This is a genomic window from Sulfurirhabdus autotrophica (assembly GCF_004346685.1).
Classification (GTDB): Bacteria; Pseudomonadota; Gammaproteobacteria; order Burkholderiales; family SMCO01; genus Sulfurirhabdus; species Sulfurirhabdus autotrophica.
In genome coordinates this window covers 1-17,238 of record NZ_SMCO01000030.1, presented here as the reverse complement: position 1 = coordinate 17,238, position 17,238 = coordinate 1, and the positions used below count along the sequence as shown (strand labels likewise).

Below are 17,238 nucleotides of genomic sequence, written 5' to 3'. Positions count from 1 at the left end.
ACCTGACAATACAGATAAACATTTACACCGTGCTCACATGCAACTGAACACCTTCTGGTTGAATTTTGGGGCGAGCGGTTTTACCTTGATTCACCCTGTCGCGCTGGGCGTGCAACTCTTGACGCAACCAGTCAAACCAGACATCCAGCCCAATCTGCTTTCTGGCAGATAAATGCATCATCGGTGCATTAGATGCTAACTCACGCACAAATCGCTCTGCGCGCTGCGGATCAAAATCATCCAGCACAGACAACAAATCTGTTTTGGTCAGCACAATGGCGTCAGCCGCGCGAAACATGACAGGGTACTTGGCGGGTTTATCATCCCCTTCGGTGACCGAAAGCAACGTAATATTCCGGTGCTGACCCAAATCAAAACTGGCCGGGCATACCAGATTGCCCACATTTTCGATAAACAGAATATCCAGCCCTTCCAGAGGTAAGCTATGCAACGCATCATGCACCATGTGGGCATCCAGGTGGCACGCACTTCCGGTAGTGATCTGGATCGCTGGTACGCCTTTGGCACGAATGCGATCCGCATCATTTTCCGTTTCAAGGTCGCCCTCAATGACGGCAATCCGAAATTCGTGTTTCAAGGCATCGATCGTCGCTTCCAGCAAAGCTGTCTTGCCAGAACCGGGGGAGGACATCAAATTGATCGCAAGCACTCCGTGACTATCAAAGTGCTGCCGATTGTGGACGGCTTGATCATCGTTTTTTGCCAACAGGTTTTTCAAAACAGACACCGCAGTTGTGCCGCCTTCTACTGGCTTATAGGCAAAGTGCTTATTGCCGGGGGTAATGTTGCAACCACAGGTATTGCACATAAATGACCTCGAATTTATCACCAAAATATCTTTGTCAGAATAACTTGAATTTTTGCTTTATATGCTCAGGATTCTTTTGTCAGTTCCACGCTGGCCAGCAGCATTTCATCTCCGGAAATCAACTGCGTATGATAATCCCCGCATTGCCCGCATATCAGCCGGTTGGCTGCCGCTTCTGTTTCTGCACCGCATTGCTGGCAGCGGACCCGCACTGGCAGTCGGTCAATGTACAAAACCGCATTTTCGGCTACAGTGCCTGCACTGGCCAAAGGGAAGGCATTTTCGAGCAAGCTGGCCTCAACACCTGATAATGGACCAATCTGCAGCTTGATCAGTTTTACAGCCAATGCATCATGTTGTTTGGCGATTTCCTGAACTTGAATGATGAGCGCCTGACACACTGATAACTCATGCACCAGGCACTGCTCCCTCCAGAGCCAGCATTTCGTCGTAAAGTTCCCAGGCGGAGCGGGCATGTTCTTCAGTCATTTTCTGAATAGCATATCCCACGTGGACCATGACAAAATCACCCAATTGAACAGGCTCATCCTGCATCAAAAAAAGGCTTACATCGCGCTCAATGCCTTTGGCACCGCAACGCGCAATAAAGCCATCAACTGCCAGTACTTGCATGGGAATTCCAAGACACATCAGTTTTTCTACCGAACAAGATTGTGTAATTAGTATAGTGGAAAATCGAAGGGGGCAACGTTGAATTCAACACAAGATTTTATCTTGTGCGGTTCACATTGATGCAAAAAGCTGGCATTTTGTGGATAATATTCCTCTTTAAAGGGGAACTATCTTTTAACCTGGTGATGAAGGTTTATGCAACCAGAAATGCAGTGTTTTGGTTCATTACCTGTTTACTCAACATGGACTGCAAATCCTCTGCAGTAAGTGACTTGCTGTAATAGTACCCCTGAAAATCATCGCATTGTATGGATTGCAAGTATCCAAGTTGTTCCGTTGTTTCAACACCTTCAGCAGTAACGGCGAGCCTTAATGACTTTGCCAGGGCAACCATCGCTGACACAATCGCGGCATCATCCGGATCGGTGGTAATATCCTGAATAAATGACTGGTCAATTTTCAAACGATGAACAGGGAAGCGCTTTAAATAGCTCAAACTGGAATAACCCGTTCCAAAATCATCAATGGCAATTTTGACGCCCTGAGCCTCCAATTTGTGCAACGTTCCCTCTGAACGGTCCATCAACGCGCTTTCGGTAATTTCAATTTCAAGCCACTCCGGATCAAAACCAGCGTTTTTCATAATGCTGGCAATAATTTCTGCCAGTTCCAGATTTCGAAATTGCTTCGGTGACAAGTTGACGGACAGCAGGATAGGGTCGTGACCACTCTCACGCCACAGTTTTGATTCATTACATGCGGTAGCAAGCACCCACTCACCAATTTTTTCAATGATGCCGATTTCTTCTGCTATCGGTATGAATTCCTCCGGAGGCACTTCTCCAATCAGATGATTGCTCCACCGCAACAAGGCTTCAACCCCTGTTATTTTTCTTGTTGAAACTGACACAATCGGTTGGTAATGCAACGAAAATTCATTGCGCTCAACCGCACGCCTTAACTGCTCTGAAATTTCCATACGGCGAGTAAGTCCTTCGCTCAACTCGGTGGAAAATACGTGGTAGGTATTACGTCCATTTGCTTTAGCCTGGTACAACGCAATATCTGCATACCTGAGGAAATCATCATGTGTGCCATCCCCAACCGGAAAAACCGCTATACCGATACTGGCTGTGACAAAAATTTCCCTGCCATCCACATTGATCGGCCGGGAAAGCGTGGCCAGTATTTTTTCGGCCACAACAGCGGCATCGTTCGCATACTGAACAAGATCAAGTATGACAGTAAATTCATCACCACTTAACCTGGCAACGGTGTCTACAGTCCTCACAACAGAAAGTAACCGCTTACCCACTTCTTTTAGCACAATATCACCAGCCGCATGGCCTAGAGAATCATTAATTTCTTTGAAACGATCAAGATCAATAAACATCAGTGCAGACATGCAATCATGACATCGTGCATGCAGGACAGATTTTGCCAATCTGTCCTGAAACAAATTCCGGTTAGGTAATCCGGTAAGACCGTCGAACTGTGCCAGTAACTCCAGTCTGGCTTCTATGCGCGCACGCTCTTCAAGTTCGCCTTTCATCTGATCATTGATCACCAACAGTTCGCTGGTACGCTGATTAACGCGCTGTTCCAACTCGCCGTTAATAATAATCAGCGCTGCCTCAGCTTTTGTGCGTTCACTTACCTCATACTTTAAATCGGCATTACCTTGCGTCAGTTTCCGGGTCATGCGATTGAATACACGCACAAGATCCTGAATTTCACGACAAGAAGCAGGCGCAATGTGTTTGGTGTTTTTCCCTGCCGCAATCATGAGCGCTGATCGCCGCAAATCCCGCAAGGCATTAGTGAGTCTGTTAGCAACCAGAATACCGCTTATCAATGCCAGCGATAGAGCGATCAGCGTAGCCAAGCCCACGGCCCATAAAGACTTCCGCAGCAAATTTTCTGTTTCTTTATATAAAGACGTATATTCAAAAATGGTTGCGCCAATAATTTGCTGTCCATTCCCATACACGGGAACCACAATCTGTCGTATTTCTTCTTGTGACACTGGGCTATATTCCACAAAAGATCTTGGCTGCCCATCTTTGAGTAATTGTGAAATTGCATGATCAGGAAGTGTGTCAACCAGGCTACCGATTTTGCTATGCCCGGAATCGGCAATAATGCGGCTGGACTTATCCACAACTTTCAAATTGCGATGACCGCGATCGTAGACATGGTCGATCATATTCTGCAGCACATCCTGGTTTACACGCGAAAGGGGATTTTCAAGCTTCCCAAGGAAATTGAGCCCTCCTGCCTTATACGCTTCATAGGTAATTAAGGCTGATAACGATTCAGCGCTGTGTGTCGCATCTGCAATGGCAGATTGCTCAGAAAGCTTCTGAAGGTGATTGAGGGAAACTGCCCCTACAATACCAATTAACAAAAAAGCGGAAATTACGATAAAAAGTAACCGTGTACGAATGCTCATTTACGCTCCATATACATGTCTTATTTTTTTACTTATTTAAGTTGTTATGCATTGCCTGAGATATCAGTGCCTTTTAAGGCAGCCGGAAATCCCGGTTGTGCGAGGCATACGTAAAAACCTGCCTCAGACAAAAAACAGCCAAAATTCCAAATAAGATTAATATGGTGATAAATGATTAATAAACAGCTTGTTGCATAAAACAGGTGACACAAATATCAAACTAAAAGGGAATGCAAAAGCCGCCCCATTCTTGTGCACTCAAAGTAATAATGTGCCCATTTCTGTCAAAAAGTTAACAATTGTGCCGAGATATCATCTGAGCAAAAAATGAGCAAAAAAGTCAAAAAATGTAAAATATTAAGGTATTAGAGCAACGCCCCCTTTCCTGCATTTATTGTTGCTCTACCCCACGAGGTAAGTTAATGCAAAAATCGGGCCAGATTTTACATTTATTTTTAAAAACCTGACTGATTAAACTTCACGCTATTTAATTTTCAAATATTGCTGAAAAAAATGAATTCACACTCTGCTAATCAATAAAAAACACATCTCGACCCAAGAATACCCGACCATTCTAGTTGGTTGAAATTACCTATTGAACTGCTAATATCTAATTGAGAAAACAATAAAAATTGAGAGCTGGGCCATGAGTCGCACCTGTTTTACGTTAATGCCGGTTTGCATTTTTCTGTACTTTGGATCTGCTCACGCCGAATCCTCTTCAGGCCAGCAAATTTTTAAGGAAAGATGTACCCAATGCCATGCAAGTGGTCCGATTCAATTCACTTCAGATAATGATGCGATTCAAAACACTTTAAAAACGGGCAACATTAAACAGCATCGATTTACGCTTACAGATGGAAATATTGCCTCACTGCTCGAGTACATTGCATCCATCCGCAAAAGTAACGCTACAAAATGACAACTTTGGTACTGGGTATTGGCAATACATTACTAAGCGACGAGGGGGTAGGCGTTCACGTCATTTCTCAATTACAGGCTTTGGGTAATCTTCCCGATAATGTCACACTGATGGACGGCGGCACATTGAGTTTCATTCTGGCCGGATCAATCGAAGACGCAGAAAATCTTATAGTAATCGATGCTGCTGACTTACAATGTGCACCGGGTACAGTGCAGACATTTATCGGTGAGGATATGGACCGTTTTCTGGGTGCGAATCGCAAGTTCAGCGTACATGAAGTCGGGCTGCTTGATTTGATGGCAGTCGCTCATCTGGCTGGCCATTTACCAGTAAGACGAGCATTAATCGGTATTCAACCTCACCTGTTAGACTGGGGCGATGCGCCCAGCCCGGCGGTAGCAGCAGCCATTCCGCAAGCATGCAATATGGCACTCAATTTAATTGGAGAATGGCAATAAATGAGCAAACTGGATGAAATTGGCATCAAGATAGTCAGTGAACCGCAAGAAACCGGGCAGTCCGGCAATGCAGTAGCAATTCTATATGAACTCGCTGAAATGCTGGATGAGCTGATCGAAAAGGGAGAAAGCGGCGCGATCGATTTACAAGGTATCCCCCTCACCCCCGGCGACTACGAGTTACTGCGAGAAGTGCTAGCTGAAGGCGAAGTACACGCCACCATCGATGCCATCGGGCCTACCGAAGTTCGGGAAACCATGTTCCCTGGCGTCTGGTGGATTACTCACTATAATGTAGAAGGAGATATCATGGCGGATGTGATTGAGGTCGGCTTCGTACCTGAAATTCTGCAAAGCCATCCCGATGATGTCAGTGAATCGAGCGAAAGGTTGAAAGCGTATTTACAGGAAGCTGCTGCAATCAATAATTAAAGATTGATCGCTTTAAGTAATCATGTAGCTAGTATAACCAAATAGAAACGAGTCTCTACTGCGGGGGGAACGTATGTCGATTCAGGATAATCTGGGAGTAAGTCTTACAAAACGTGGCATAAGCCGACGCTCCTTCCTCAAGTTCTGCACTGCAATGGCATCCATGATGGCACTGCCCCCATCGGCGGCTTACGCAATGGCAGAAACGCTCGCTAAAACCAGACGCCAGTCGGTCATCTGGCTTTCATTTCAGGAATGCACCGGTTGTACTGAATCCCTTACCCGCTCGCACTCCCCGACGCTGGAAGGATTGATCTTTGACATCATTTCACTCGACTATCATCACACATTGCAAGCCGCATCCGGTACAGCAGCAGAAGCGGCTCGCGAACAAGCGATGAAAGATAATTACGGCAAGTACATTTTAATCGTAGATGGCTCTATCCCTACCTTGCATGGCGGCGTTTACTCCACCATCGCCGGAATAAGCAATCTGGACATGCTGAAAGAAACAGCAAAAGGTGCTGCCGCAATTGTGGCGGTGGGTACTTGCGCAACCTATGGCGGAATCCCCAAGGCCAACCCAAACCCAACAGGTGCGGTTTCCGTATCTAACATTATCAAAGACAAACCCATCATCAACGTCTCAGGCTGCCCGCCTATTCCTACAGTTATTACGGGTGTTTTGGCGCATGTACTGACTTTCGGCATTCCTGATCTGGATGAACATGGCCGCCCCAAAGCATTCTATGGCAATACCATTCATGACCGATGCTACCGTCGTCCATTCTATGATCAGGGAAAATTCGCCAAAACGTTTGATGATGAAGGCGCGCGCAATGGCTGGTGTCTTTATGAGCTGGGTTGTAAAGGTCCAACCACCTATAACGCCTGCGCCACTGAAAAATGGAACGAAGGCACAAGTTTCCCGATTCAGTCAGGACATGGGTGTCTGGGCTGCTCTGAACCGGATTTCTGGGATAAAGGCAGCTTTTACAAGCCTCTTTCTGCCAGCACCTGGAACAGCACTGAAACCCTCGCAGCAGCAGCAGTTGGTGGCGTAGCAGTTGGCGCAATTGCCGCAGTGGTTACCCGCAGCAGACAGGATAAAATTACAGAAGGCAAATAGCCATGGATTTACTTTCATTTGCTCGCGGACCCGCACTTTACTGGTCTCTCGCCATTTTAATTTTCGGGATGCTTTGGCGGCTGACAGGTATCCTGCTGCAAAAACGCAAACCGGATTTTTCTGAGCCACGCAGCACTGCCACCTGGATGGGTGCGTTGAAACTGATAGTGATACGTTCCTGGCCTCACAAAGAATTCGCCTCTCGTACTGCATTTACTGTCACAGTCAGCTATTTGTTCCACATCGGTCTGGCCATTGTTGTATTCGGCTTTTTGCCCCATATTTTATTTTTAAAAGATGTCTTCGGAATTTCCTGGCCCAACTTACCCAATAGCGTGATTTATTTTGCCGGTGCCCTGACCATTGGCGCACTGATTGCAGTGATGGTGAGGCGACTGGTCAATCCGGTTCTAAAGCTCATCTCCAACTTCGACGATTACTTCAGCTGGTTTGTCACTATTACACCCGTATTCACAGGTCTGCTAGCTGCGGCACATCTGGGAGCACGCTACGAAACACTGCTGGCTATTCACATTCTGTCTGTAGAACTGCTCTTCATCTGGTTCCCCTTTGGCAAATTGATGCATGCCACATTGGTTTTTGTATCTCGCGGTACAACGGGCGCACTTTTCGCGCGTAAAGGAGCGCAACTATGAGCAATGCTGACGTGAATATCAAGCATCCTCTGGAACTCGATAAACCACGTTTCTCTATTAAAAAACCAGAAATCCGGTACGACAAGCAAGGTGACCTGACAGATGATGCGCGGGTGCAAACCGCACTCAAACACTTCGTGCGGGACTTTGGCGCAGTGGCCGCAACGTATATGGAATCTTGCATCCATTGCGGCATGTGCGCCGATGCCTGCCATTTTTACGAAGCCACAAAAGATCCTAAATACACACCCATATGGAAACTGGAACCTTTCAAGCAAGCGTACAAAAGAGAAGCCAGCCCCTTTGCATTCTTTTATCGCGCACTCAACCTCAAACGCAAAGTTACGGTGGAAGAACTGGAAGAGTGGCAAGAGCTGATTTATGACTCTTGCACCATGTGCGGTCGCTGCACCCTGATCTGCCCCATGGCAATCGACATCTCTTCGCTGGTGGGCATGGCGCGACATGGCATGTTCCAGGCCGGACTGGTTCCCCACGAATTATGGGCTGTAGCCGAACGGGCAGAACGCGAAGGCAGCCCGCTGGGTGCCAATGCCGATGTATTCAAGGACCGCTGCGAATGGCTGGCAGATGATCACGAAGTCACTATCCCGGTAGACAAGGAAAAAGCTGATGTCCTTGTGAGCATGTCTTCCATTGAAATCATGAAATTTCCGGAATCCATCGTGGCCACCGCCAAGGTCCTTAATCACATGGGGCTTAACTGGACTTTCCGAACCGATGGCTATGAAGCCACCAACTTCGGCATGCTGTCAGGCAATAGTCAGTGGCAAAAAGACATGAGCATGAAGCTAATCAATGCTGCCATTGCCTGCGGTGCACAACTGCTGATCCTGCCGGAGTGTGGACACGCATACGGGGCAATGCGCTGGAATGGCGCCAACATATATGGCAAACCCTTGCCTTTCAAAGTCAGGCATATTTCAGAGTTTCTGGCCGGAAACATTCAAAATGGCAAAATCAAGGTCAAAAAAATAGACAAATCACTCACCTTCCATGACCCCTGCCAGGTATCACGTCGCGGTGGCGCCACGCAGGCACCACGGGATGTGTTGGCCGGACTGGGCGTGGAACTTCGGGAAATGGAAGACACCAAAGGCATGAACTGGTGTTGTGGCGGTGGCGGTGGGGTGGTCACCATCCATCGTGCTGATGCAATTCGGTATCAGGCATTCCAAATCAAAATGAAACAGGTAGACAACACCGGCGCAGAAATTTTAGCCACCAGCTGCTCTAACTGCCGTCAGACTTTTGATGACTGTCAGGCGCACTTCCATTGGGACAAGACCATGCAAAGCTTGCTGGAACTTGTTGCAGATAATCTGGTAGAGGAATAAAACAGCATGACCGCACAAACAGTCGTAGTGGATCCTATCACCCGCATCGAAGGCCATTTGCGCATCGAAGCAGAAACCAACGACCAGGGAGAAATCACCCGAGCTTCCAGCGCCGGCACCATGGTAAGAGGGATAGAGATTATTTTACGCGGGCGAGACCCGCGCGACGCCTGGGCTTTCGCACAACGCATCTGCGGTGTGTGCACATTAGTGCATGGCATTGCTTCTGTTCGCGCTGTTGAAGATGCGCTGAAATATCCAATACCGCCTAATGCCCAGCTCATCCGCAACCTGATGATCGCGGCCCAATACGTGCATGATCATGTAATGCATTTCTATCACCTGCATGCTCTGGATTGGGTAGATGTAGTCTCTGCGTTGAAAGCGGACCCCAAACAAACATCCGAACTGGCACAAAGCATCTCCAGCTACGCAAAATCTTCCCCCGGTTATTTTGCTGACATGCAGAAAAAAATAAAAGGGTTTGTGGAATCAGGCCAACTGGGAATTTTCACCAATGGCTACTGGGGTCACCCAGCCTACAAGCTGCCACCAGAAGCCAATCTCATGGCGGTGGCGCACTATCTTGAAGCCTTGTCATGGCAGCGCGATGTTGCAAAATTACACACCATTTTCGGCGGAAAAAACCCCCATCCCAACTTTCTGGTAGGAGGGGTACCCTGTGCGATCAGCATACACCCGGAACACGAAGGCCAAGGCAAAGGCCCTCATTATCGCGGCGGCGAAGGAGCAACCAGCCTCAACATGGTAGGGCTGGAAATGGTGAAGAACATCATCCATAAAATGCGTGATTTTGTTGATCAGGTCTATGTTCCAGACACTTTAGCCATCGCAGGTTTTTACAAAGACTGGGCATTTCAGGGCGAAGGCATCGGCAACTTCATGACTTATGGTGATTTCCCCGAAAAAGGCATGTCCGATCCCGCCAGCTACCTGATCCCTTCCGGTGTCATTCTGAACCGTGACCTGTCAGTCATACACCCTGTAGATTTAAACGCTGACGACCAGATTCAGGAATTCGTTGCTCACTCATGGTACGACTATAGCGGCGGAAAAGACAAAGGCCTGCACCCCTATAAAGGCGAAACCACTTTAAACTACACTGGCCCCACCCCCCCTTACCAGAACCTGGAAACAGACAAATCCTACTCCTGGATGAAATCCCCGCGCTGGAAAGGCCACGCGATGGAAGTCGGGCCACTGGCACGGGTACTGATGCTATATGCAACAGGGCACGCCCAAACCAAAGAACTCGTCGGCATGACCTTGAAAAAACTGGATTTGCCTGTTCAGGGGCTCTACTCCACTTTAGGCAGAACCGCCGCACGCACATTGGAAACAAAAATCATTGTAGACGCCATGCAAACCTGGTACGACAACCTCATTACCAACATCAAAGCGGGGGATGTCAAAACCTTCAATGAAAAACAATGGGACCCTTCCACCTGGCCAAAAACAGCCAAAGGCGTAGGTTATATGGAAGCGCCGCGCGGCGCGCTGGCACACTGGATTGTGATCAAAGACACCAAAATCGACAACTACCAGGCAGTCGTCCCTTCCACATGGAATGCTGGCCCACGTGATGACCAAGGCAAAGATGGTCCCTATGAAGCCGCACTCAAAGGCCACAAACTGCACGACCCCAAACAACCGATCGAAATTTTACGCACCATCCACAGCTTTGATCCCTGCATTGCCTGTGCTGTGCATGTGGTAGACCCTGACGGGGAGGAATTGATCAAAGTGAAAGTGAGATAAATCTGACCAGATAATATCCATTCGTTTTAGAAGGGAAATCTACCGGTATGTTTCGTGCAATCAAAAAACGCTCATCCTCGTATCCTGAATGAGTGCTGCTGATTCATTGCAATTCTTCGCCTCTGCCGATTGCAGTCATACAACAGATTCGATAGAACACTTCCCGCTTACGAAGAGCAACTGCAGTGCGACGTACCCCCCAAGTCAAAGAACTTTTCCTCCTTCTTCTTGTAATATAGCGCCGCCATTGCCTCAGACTGTTCGCCGTACGGGTCGGCCAGAACATCGTGCAACTTCTGCACCAGACTGAAATCCCCGGCGTCCGTGGCGCTTCGATACGCCTCTACCATCATCCACTCCCTCGGAATGTACTTAGGGTTGACCCTTTTCATTGCCGCCGACACGTCCGCCGGCTCGCGCCCCTCTTGTTCCAGCGCCGCGTGCCACTTCTGCAGCCACACCGTCCAACGTGCCTCCATCGTAACGCTGTCCTGAGCATATCCCCCGCGTGTCTCGTAGAAGCCAGGGCGCAAAGCCGCCACGTGCTTGGGCAGGCTCGAAAGCTCCCGCCAGAAGATCGTATAGTCCACTGGCGTTTCCGTCATGAGCGCATGAAGCTCCGCGAAAAGTTCCATGCGAAATTCGGCTAGGCCCATCTTTTCCGCCCACATACGATACATCTCATGGTTCATGAACTTCGGCAATGTATCTACAATATCCCCCAGCGCCTTAATCGCGTTCGTGTCCTGCCCCAGCAGCGGCGTCACGGCCATGCAGAACATCTGAAAATTTGTCGCAGCGGCCATAGGCTGGTTCATAAAGGAAAAGTGCTCTCCGCCGCCGATCCACATCTGAAACATCGGGTTATACGCTTCCATGAAGCCAAAAGGCCCGTAATCCAGTGTCCACCCACCTACTGCGCAGTTGTCGCTGTTGAAATTTCCCTGGCAATACCCTACCCGAATCCAATGGGCGGCCAACCGAGACAAGCGTGCGCCAAACTCCCGCGCGACGGCGATGACTTTGTCGGAAAGCGTCGCCTCGGTACCACGCAGCTCAGCGGCGATGTCAGGGTACTCTCGTTCTAACGCATGCAGGAAGATCGCCTCGAGCTCCGCGAGGGCACGTGGGTGCTCGTTTTTTCTCGCCCGCCGCCCGAACAATTCAAGTTGTCCGACACGGAGAAACGAAGGAGCGGCACGCGTCGTGATCGCGGCCGGTTCGTCCACCATGCGGTCCGGCTCTTCGGTTTTGGCACCTGGGGAGTACCAGGGACGCGAGATGGTTTCGCTGCGGGAGACAAAGAGGCAGAGTGCCCTGGAAGTAGGCACCCCCATCGCTGCCATCGCTTCCGACGCAAGAAACTCACGGATACTTGACCGCAGCACTGCACGGCCGTCACCACCACGGCAATAAGGGGTCCTGCCACCGCCCTTGAGCTGGAACTCCCAGCGATGGCCGTTAGGGAGAAGTACCTCAAGCACTGAAATGGCACGCCCGTCTCCGTAACCGTTGCCATTCTTGAAAGGGCAATTATGATACATCTCTTGCCCGTAGATACTAAGGGCGTAGCCACTCGCCCAGCCGCTGGCTCGAACGTGGGGGGACGCGATATCGGCGTTTGCAGCGCTCACGGCAACTGTTGGATCACCTGTGAAAAATTGCATGAAAGACGCCTCACTGGCGGCGCTTTCGGACAAGCCTAGCTCACGGAAAAAACTTAGGCTGTGGATGACGTAATGAGGGTCCGGCAGAGGCGTCGGAAGAACCTCAACGTAGTGACCAGACTTGACCTGGCGGGGCATCTTGTTTGGGGCATGGCGAGCCTGCTCGGGATCGACGGTGAGAGATCTAAGCAGCGAGTAGTCTGCGAACTGAAGAAAGGCGGTGAAAGAGAGCGGTACGGGAGAATCCATTTTCTTAAAATCACAAAATATCAAAATATTAAAAAATCAAAATGCATGTTATTTGGCAGACAGAAACACAGCAAGATAAAACAATCACTCAACATCACTAGCGGCCAGGCATTTCAAGCACAGGAGCCAAATATCGGTTGTCGAGTTCTGGATAGTTGGCGTTGACTTGGAAATGCCTTTGCGAGGAAATACTCGCTGTGCCCACGGCTGCCACTTTCATATGGCTAGAATCGTAGTTTGCTCTGTTCACCAGAGAAAATCCAGCTTCGCCAATCGTGACTACGTATTTCTTTCCAAACCCATCACCTAAATCGAAACAAGGTTTGCCGGCCGATTTAATTCAATTACGCATCATGTAAGGAGATTATTTTATCGGTCGACTAAGTGCCAGGAATAGTCGTCGAGTTATTGTAGTTGACTGTCCGAAATTAGTGAACAACAGTCGTTACATCGAGCGAATTGTCGGAAAGAGGATTTTCTACTGTGTAGAAAACCAGCACAAGTCGCATGTAATTGAACAGAGGGAAAGAACAGTTGGTAAAAGACCATGCTTGTTTCCTGGCAAAATTGCGCGCTGATTTACATCCTTGTGGTAGGCCTTGAACGACAACTGATTCCCGGCAGCTTCGAACACGCGTTCAATCAGCTTGATTTAGCACTCCTCCGCAACTATTGCAGAATTTTGCATCTGCAACAGCCTCAGTGCCACATTTTTTACAGAACAAAGAACTTCCCTTTTCTGCGCTTCTATTTTTGCCGAATCCTCGCCACACCCATAAATAGGTCTCTCGCCCGATAACAATGGCTCCTGAGGATGCGATGGCAACCGCTATTGCAATAATGAAAGGGGCGAATGGCTTCGTTTCATAACTATCGATCATTAGAACGATAAACCCAACTCCGCATAGGGGGCCGAAAATAACAGCAATGCGCCGCCACCCGAGATGAGAATATGTTAGAACCCAAAAGGCTAACAAACACAGGGCAAACGCAAGAGCAGTTGCTACCAGAGCGTCTAGCGTGTACTTACCTAAAGAAAGGTAATCTGCAATCTTTGGTTCGTAAAAGCTGCATTCCTTATCAGCAAGCAACTGGCGTAGCACGTCTGATGGAATCGTCGTGCTTCCTTTTGCGTTCTTAAAGTTATTGATAACTTGTACCACTCGCTCTGTGCATCGCGATGAAAGTCCAGTAATGTCTTCATCGGTAAGGTAAAAACCATTGCGCTTGTTTAGCAAAAGGTTGGGCGGTGTATCCGATGCAATCTTATCTTCTGTATGGTTGTGGTTGCCTTTGTTTTGCGTGAGGTGCCGGTCGTAATACTTGAACACCTGGTTCTCGAGGCTGTTTTCTGCAACAAACCTTTGGGCATCAAGGTAACCGTTGGCGAATAAGAGAAGAAAAAAAGTTGTGCCAAACAAAGCTGCTATCAGGAGTGAACGTTTTGGCCTAATCCGCTCAACTATAGTAATTTTGGTGATCTTTAAAGCCTCACTGGAGAGCTTGGCCACACTTGGAGCCATTTCGACATAGGAGGGCGGAGAAACAATTGGCGCTTCCAAAACCGTCGCGCGGGTCGAACTATTGAGCAGCCGCTTCGTGAGGTTTCCAGCCACAACAAACCAGAGGGCCGAAACAATGAAAGAGATCACGCAAACTGTAATGCTCATGTAGTACATACCAATGATCTGGACCAAAGTGGGCGCCTCTGAGTTCAAACCCATTAACACTTGTTGCTTCCCAATGCCCAACATGATCATATGCGTGACAACCCAAAAGTACCACCAGATAAGGAGTGACCTCGATCCGGATGTTCTTTTCCACGCATCGCCTCCAATATAGTCAGTCGATCCAACTTTGTAGATTTCGCTGAGTACCTGGTAGGGTTTAAATACGTTTATGAAGGGCAATATCCAGCCCCATGTTTTCCAACCTTCGTGCGCGAAACCATTCGCTTTCAAGGTTTCCTTAGCATACACGTAGCACGCCCCCAACCAGTGCAATAGTGCCAGGCCAACACCAACCAGCGTCAATAGCATGATGTTGGTCATCATCTCCCCAAACTCAAGGGAGCTAATCGTGGATTGATTAGCGGTGGAAACCCCAAAACGGATGTCATTGAAAACTCCAATCATCCAGATGTCAGATATTGCCCCCAAGGCGTTGACAACCATGTCGATACCTAAAGCTATAAAAAGGAGGTTTTTCGCATTACCGAGTTTTTTTTGGTTCATCTAATGATCCCGTAAAGTCAATACACGTGTTCAAGCTGCGCGCTGGTCATTACCTTGCCAGCTTGCAATAAAACCCAAATCGCCACATACAAATGTGAGTAAGCCAAACCTTTCACACCCCCCAGTTTAATTGTCAGTTAAAGTTAATACCCTTGCATTAACACGAGACTATTCAATACTTGTTGGCATAGTGGCTGGATTCGTTTAAACGCCTCATTCACATTGTTTTTTTCGCTTTCTGGGCCACCTGCTTGGCACATGAGCCCAATTGATTTTCCTTGAAAGTAAAATTGGTACGCCAATGAGTCTAGATACATTTTTATTCCAGCCCGTTCGAGGGGCATGGCTATTTGTAGCCAATATCCGGTTTGCCCTTCCAAGGTGAAATTGCCTGAAGCTACATATTTAAAACCATCAGGAACAGAATTCTTTGCCTCGCCAGATCTGACATATTTCTCCATTTCTTTTTTTGTCGGGTTATATCCCTGCGCGTCTTGAATATCTAGGTGGATTATTTCTGAGCCCGTACCATTTTCACTTACCCACTTTTGAACGATGTGAGGCCGCTCACCCTCCTTTGCGGTCCAAGATCGAGGGAGTTGCAAATTTAGCTGGACGCCTTGAGATTTACCCGCACCGTCAGTGTGGTAGCGCTGCCGGAAACCATCCGTGAACTCGTCTACGGGATGGGACGTGTATTTCACGGCCAACATGTACTCAAGTACTGGGCTTTCAATCTCGCCATTCGACCTTGCTTTGACTTGATCAAGGAAGTTGACCGCAATATCTCTCGTGATTCGTTGGCGACCGGAAGCTTCCCGGATTTTGGTTTGCAGTGTGGTAGCTGTTTTTTGAAATTGCTTATCCCCCATAGCTTTCTTGATCTGCGCTTCCAACTGGGATTTTATATCTGGAAATGTTGAACCAAATTGAGCGCGGGCCAATCCCACTCTGTCTGATAATTCGGGGAAATCCTTCTCTATACGCGACAATGAATATTCTTGCATGAGGATGAAACCATAAGCCTCTGCTATTCCTTTCACCGATGAAGGGTTGAGGCTAATTGCGAAAGATGAGGTGGGAAAGGTGGTAAGCACCATTATAAATAACAACAGCCACCGCTGTACTCGCTTTTGTGTGCGATTTACTTTAATAGGCTGAACAGTGACGTTCATGCTTTGTAACTCTTTATAATAAAGGCGATCAGAGACTTATTCCCCACGTAGCCAACCAACCTAACAATCCAGCAATGATTGATTCTGTGATCAATCATTGCTGGATATCAGATGTTGCTTGTCAGCATGCGCCACGATAACATTGATTAATGACGAAAGGTTACTAATTAAGGCTTAAGCCTTAATCGGGAGAGTGACAATTAGGTGGGAATTTGGATATTGGTCAGGAAGTAGCAATTATGCGGTTTTCCGGAAAACTGTATTACGCAGTTCATGTACGGTTAGGTGTTGATGCCAGTTAAAGATTGACCATCTATACGGGTTAGGCACTGACCAAGCGATTTCATATTAACTGTTTGTTATTTAGTTCTTTCGCTTAGATCATGGTCAGCCATCTATCGGCAAAAAATGCATATTGTTATGAATTTCTGACCGGTACCAACAGGTCTGTTTTATGATGTTGAACAGACCTTGTATGGTAAGGTGATCATTGACTGCTGGGGATCGGGGGCGGTAGTTCGTGCCTCCGTAACAAACTGGTTAAGTACACAGCAGTTTCGGCAATTCGCCGGCATTGCTTCTTACGTAAGTTCCTGTTACAGACTTTATTTTCTCTATCAGGCCCCAACTATGCGTGCCACTTCAATAACTTCTGTTGATAAGACTACTCTTCCCATATGAAAACAACTGCTCATAGAAAAAGATCAAGGCCTTGGATGTATGCCTGATAAAAAGATTACTCTGGAATTTGCAAAGCTGCCTGCATGTCTTGTTCGCTCACCGGATAGTGCAACACTGCATGGACAGGAAACAGTTCCAGCAACTTACCTATATAGGGTTCTTCACGAGGATGCACGAACACAATGATCTTTGCCTGTGGTGCCATACATTGCAGTGACCTGAGGGTGACATCCAGATTAGAAACATTGGCCCCAGCGTAATTGTTGCCATAGCCGTAAATGAATTCTCCCACAAAAAAATCTGGTGGCTGCTTCTGTAATGCTCTGTGAAGATTACGGGCAGTATCGAAATACTCTTCCTCAATGCCCAATCTCTGATACAAGTCTCTGAAATCGGGGTGGGAGGGGGATTCTATCAAGGAAAAAAGTGTTTTCATGCTATTGCCGTTTTCATGGATATTCATTGATTATTGTCCTGCCTGCTTGGGTAGATACTGTTATCCAAGTCAACCCCCATGCAAAGTCGGATCGAAATATTTTCCTGATTTAAGTACACCGAAGGCGACATGAATCAGCTTTCGC

The 17,238-nt window shown here is 47.9% G+C and carries 14 protein-coding genes; 6 read left to right on the top strand and 8 right to left on the bottom strand.

What is annotated here, in order from left to right:
• Nucleotides 1-22: 22 nt before the first annotated feature.
• The 4 genes from hypB to EDC63_RS17220 form a co-directional block, all read right to left on the bottom strand.
• Complete coding sequence (gene hypB, locus EDC63_RS17235) at nt 23-829, bottom strand: hydrogenase nickel incorporation protein HypB (RefSeq protein ID WP_124946496.1); 807 nt, start codon at nt 827-829, stop codon at nt 23-25.
• A gap of 65 nt (nt 830-894) precedes the next feature.
• On the bottom strand, nt 895-1,245 hold the full coding sequence (gene hypA / locus EDC63_RS17230; protein WP_124946495.1) for a hydrogenase maturation nickel metallochaperone HypA: 351 nt from the start codon (nt 1,243-1,245) through the stop codon (nt 895-897).
• Nucleotides 1,238-1,462: a HypC/HybG/HupF family hydrogenase formation chaperone gene (locus tag EDC63_RS17225; RefSeq protein WP_262982226.1), complete on the bottom strand. Its 225-nt coding sequence runs from the start codon at nt 1,460-1,462 to the stop codon at nt 1,238-1,240. The genes hypA and EDC63_RS17225 overlap by 8 nt, the downstream gene beginning before the upstream one ends.
• Nucleotides 1,463-1,655: 193 nt before the next feature.
• Entirely contained in the window at nt 1,656-3,914 is a 2,259-nt protein-coding gene (locus EDC63_RS17220) for an EAL domain-containing protein (RefSeq protein WP_124946493.1), read from the bottom strand.
• A 918-nt stretch (nt 3,915-4,832) separates the two neighbouring features.
• On the opposite strand from EDC63_RS17220, the gene EDC63_RS17215 reads away from it, so the two are divergent.
• The 6 genes from EDC63_RS17215 (at nt 4,833) to EDC63_RS17190 (ending at nt 10,651) form a co-directional block, all read left to right on the top strand.
• A complete protein-coding gene (locus EDC63_RS17215) occupies nt 4,833-5,297 on the top strand; it encodes a HyaD/HybD family hydrogenase maturation endopeptidase (RefSeq protein ID WP_124946492.1) in 465 nt (154 codons plus the stop codon).
• On the top strand, nt 5,298-5,729 hold the full coding sequence (locus EDC63_RS17210) for a hydrogenase expression/formation C-terminal domain-containing protein (protein WP_124946491.1): 432 nt from the start codon (nt 5,298-5,300) through the stop codon (nt 5,727-5,729).
• A 73-nt stretch (nt 5,730-5,802) separates the two neighbouring features.
• Complete coding sequence (locus EDC63_RS17205) at nt 5,803-6,858, top strand: hydrogenase small subunit (RefSeq protein WP_124946490.1); 1,056 nt, start codon at nt 5,803-5,805, stop codon at nt 6,856-6,858.
• A gap of 2 nt (nt 6,859-6,860) precedes the next feature.
• Complete coding sequence (locus EDC63_RS17200) at nt 6,861-7,514, top strand: nitrate reductase (RefSeq protein ID WP_124946489.1); 654 nt, start codon at nt 6,861-6,863, stop codon at nt 7,512-7,514.
• Entirely contained in the window at nt 7,511-8,872 is a 1,362-nt protein-coding gene (locus EDC63_RS17195; protein ID WP_124946488.1) for a (Fe-S)-binding protein, read from the top strand. The genes EDC63_RS17200 and EDC63_RS17195 overlap by 4 nt, the downstream gene beginning before the upstream one ends.
• A gap of 6 nt (nt 8,873-8,878) precedes the next feature.
• Entirely contained in the window at nt 8,879-10,651 is a 1,773-nt protein-coding gene (locus EDC63_RS17190; protein ID WP_124946487.1) for a nickel-dependent hydrogenase large subunit, read from the top strand.
• A 167-nt stretch (nt 10,652-10,818) separates the two neighbouring features.
• Here the strand turns inward: EDC63_RS17190 and EDC63_RS17185 are convergent, their stop codons facing one another.
• The 4 genes from EDC63_RS17185 to EDC63_RS17170 form a co-directional block, all read right to left on the bottom strand.
• Nucleotides 10,819-12,567: a protein adenylyltransferase SelO gene (locus tag EDC63_RS17185; RefSeq protein WP_124946486.1), complete on the bottom strand. Its 1,749-nt coding sequence runs from the start codon at nt 12,565-12,567 to the stop codon at nt 10,819-10,821.
• Between the two features lie 638 nt (nt 12,568-13,205).
• Entirely contained in the window at nt 13,206-14,801 is a 1,596-nt protein-coding gene (locus EDC63_RS17180) for a DUF4328 domain-containing protein (protein ID WP_124946485.1), read from the bottom strand.
• Nucleotides 14,802-14,944: 143 nt separating this feature from the next.
• Nucleotides 14,945-15,976: a hypothetical protein gene (locus EDC63_RS17175; RefSeq protein ID WP_124946484.1), complete on the bottom strand. Its 1,032-nt coding sequence runs from the start codon at nt 15,974-15,976 to the stop codon at nt 14,945-14,947.
• Nucleotides 15,977-16,712: 736 nt separating this feature from the next.
• A complete protein-coding gene (locus EDC63_RS17170) occupies nt 16,713-17,120 on the bottom strand; it encodes a hypothetical protein (protein WP_223248284.1) in 408 nt (135 codons plus the stop codon).
• Nucleotides 17,121-17,238: the final 118 nt, after the last annotated feature.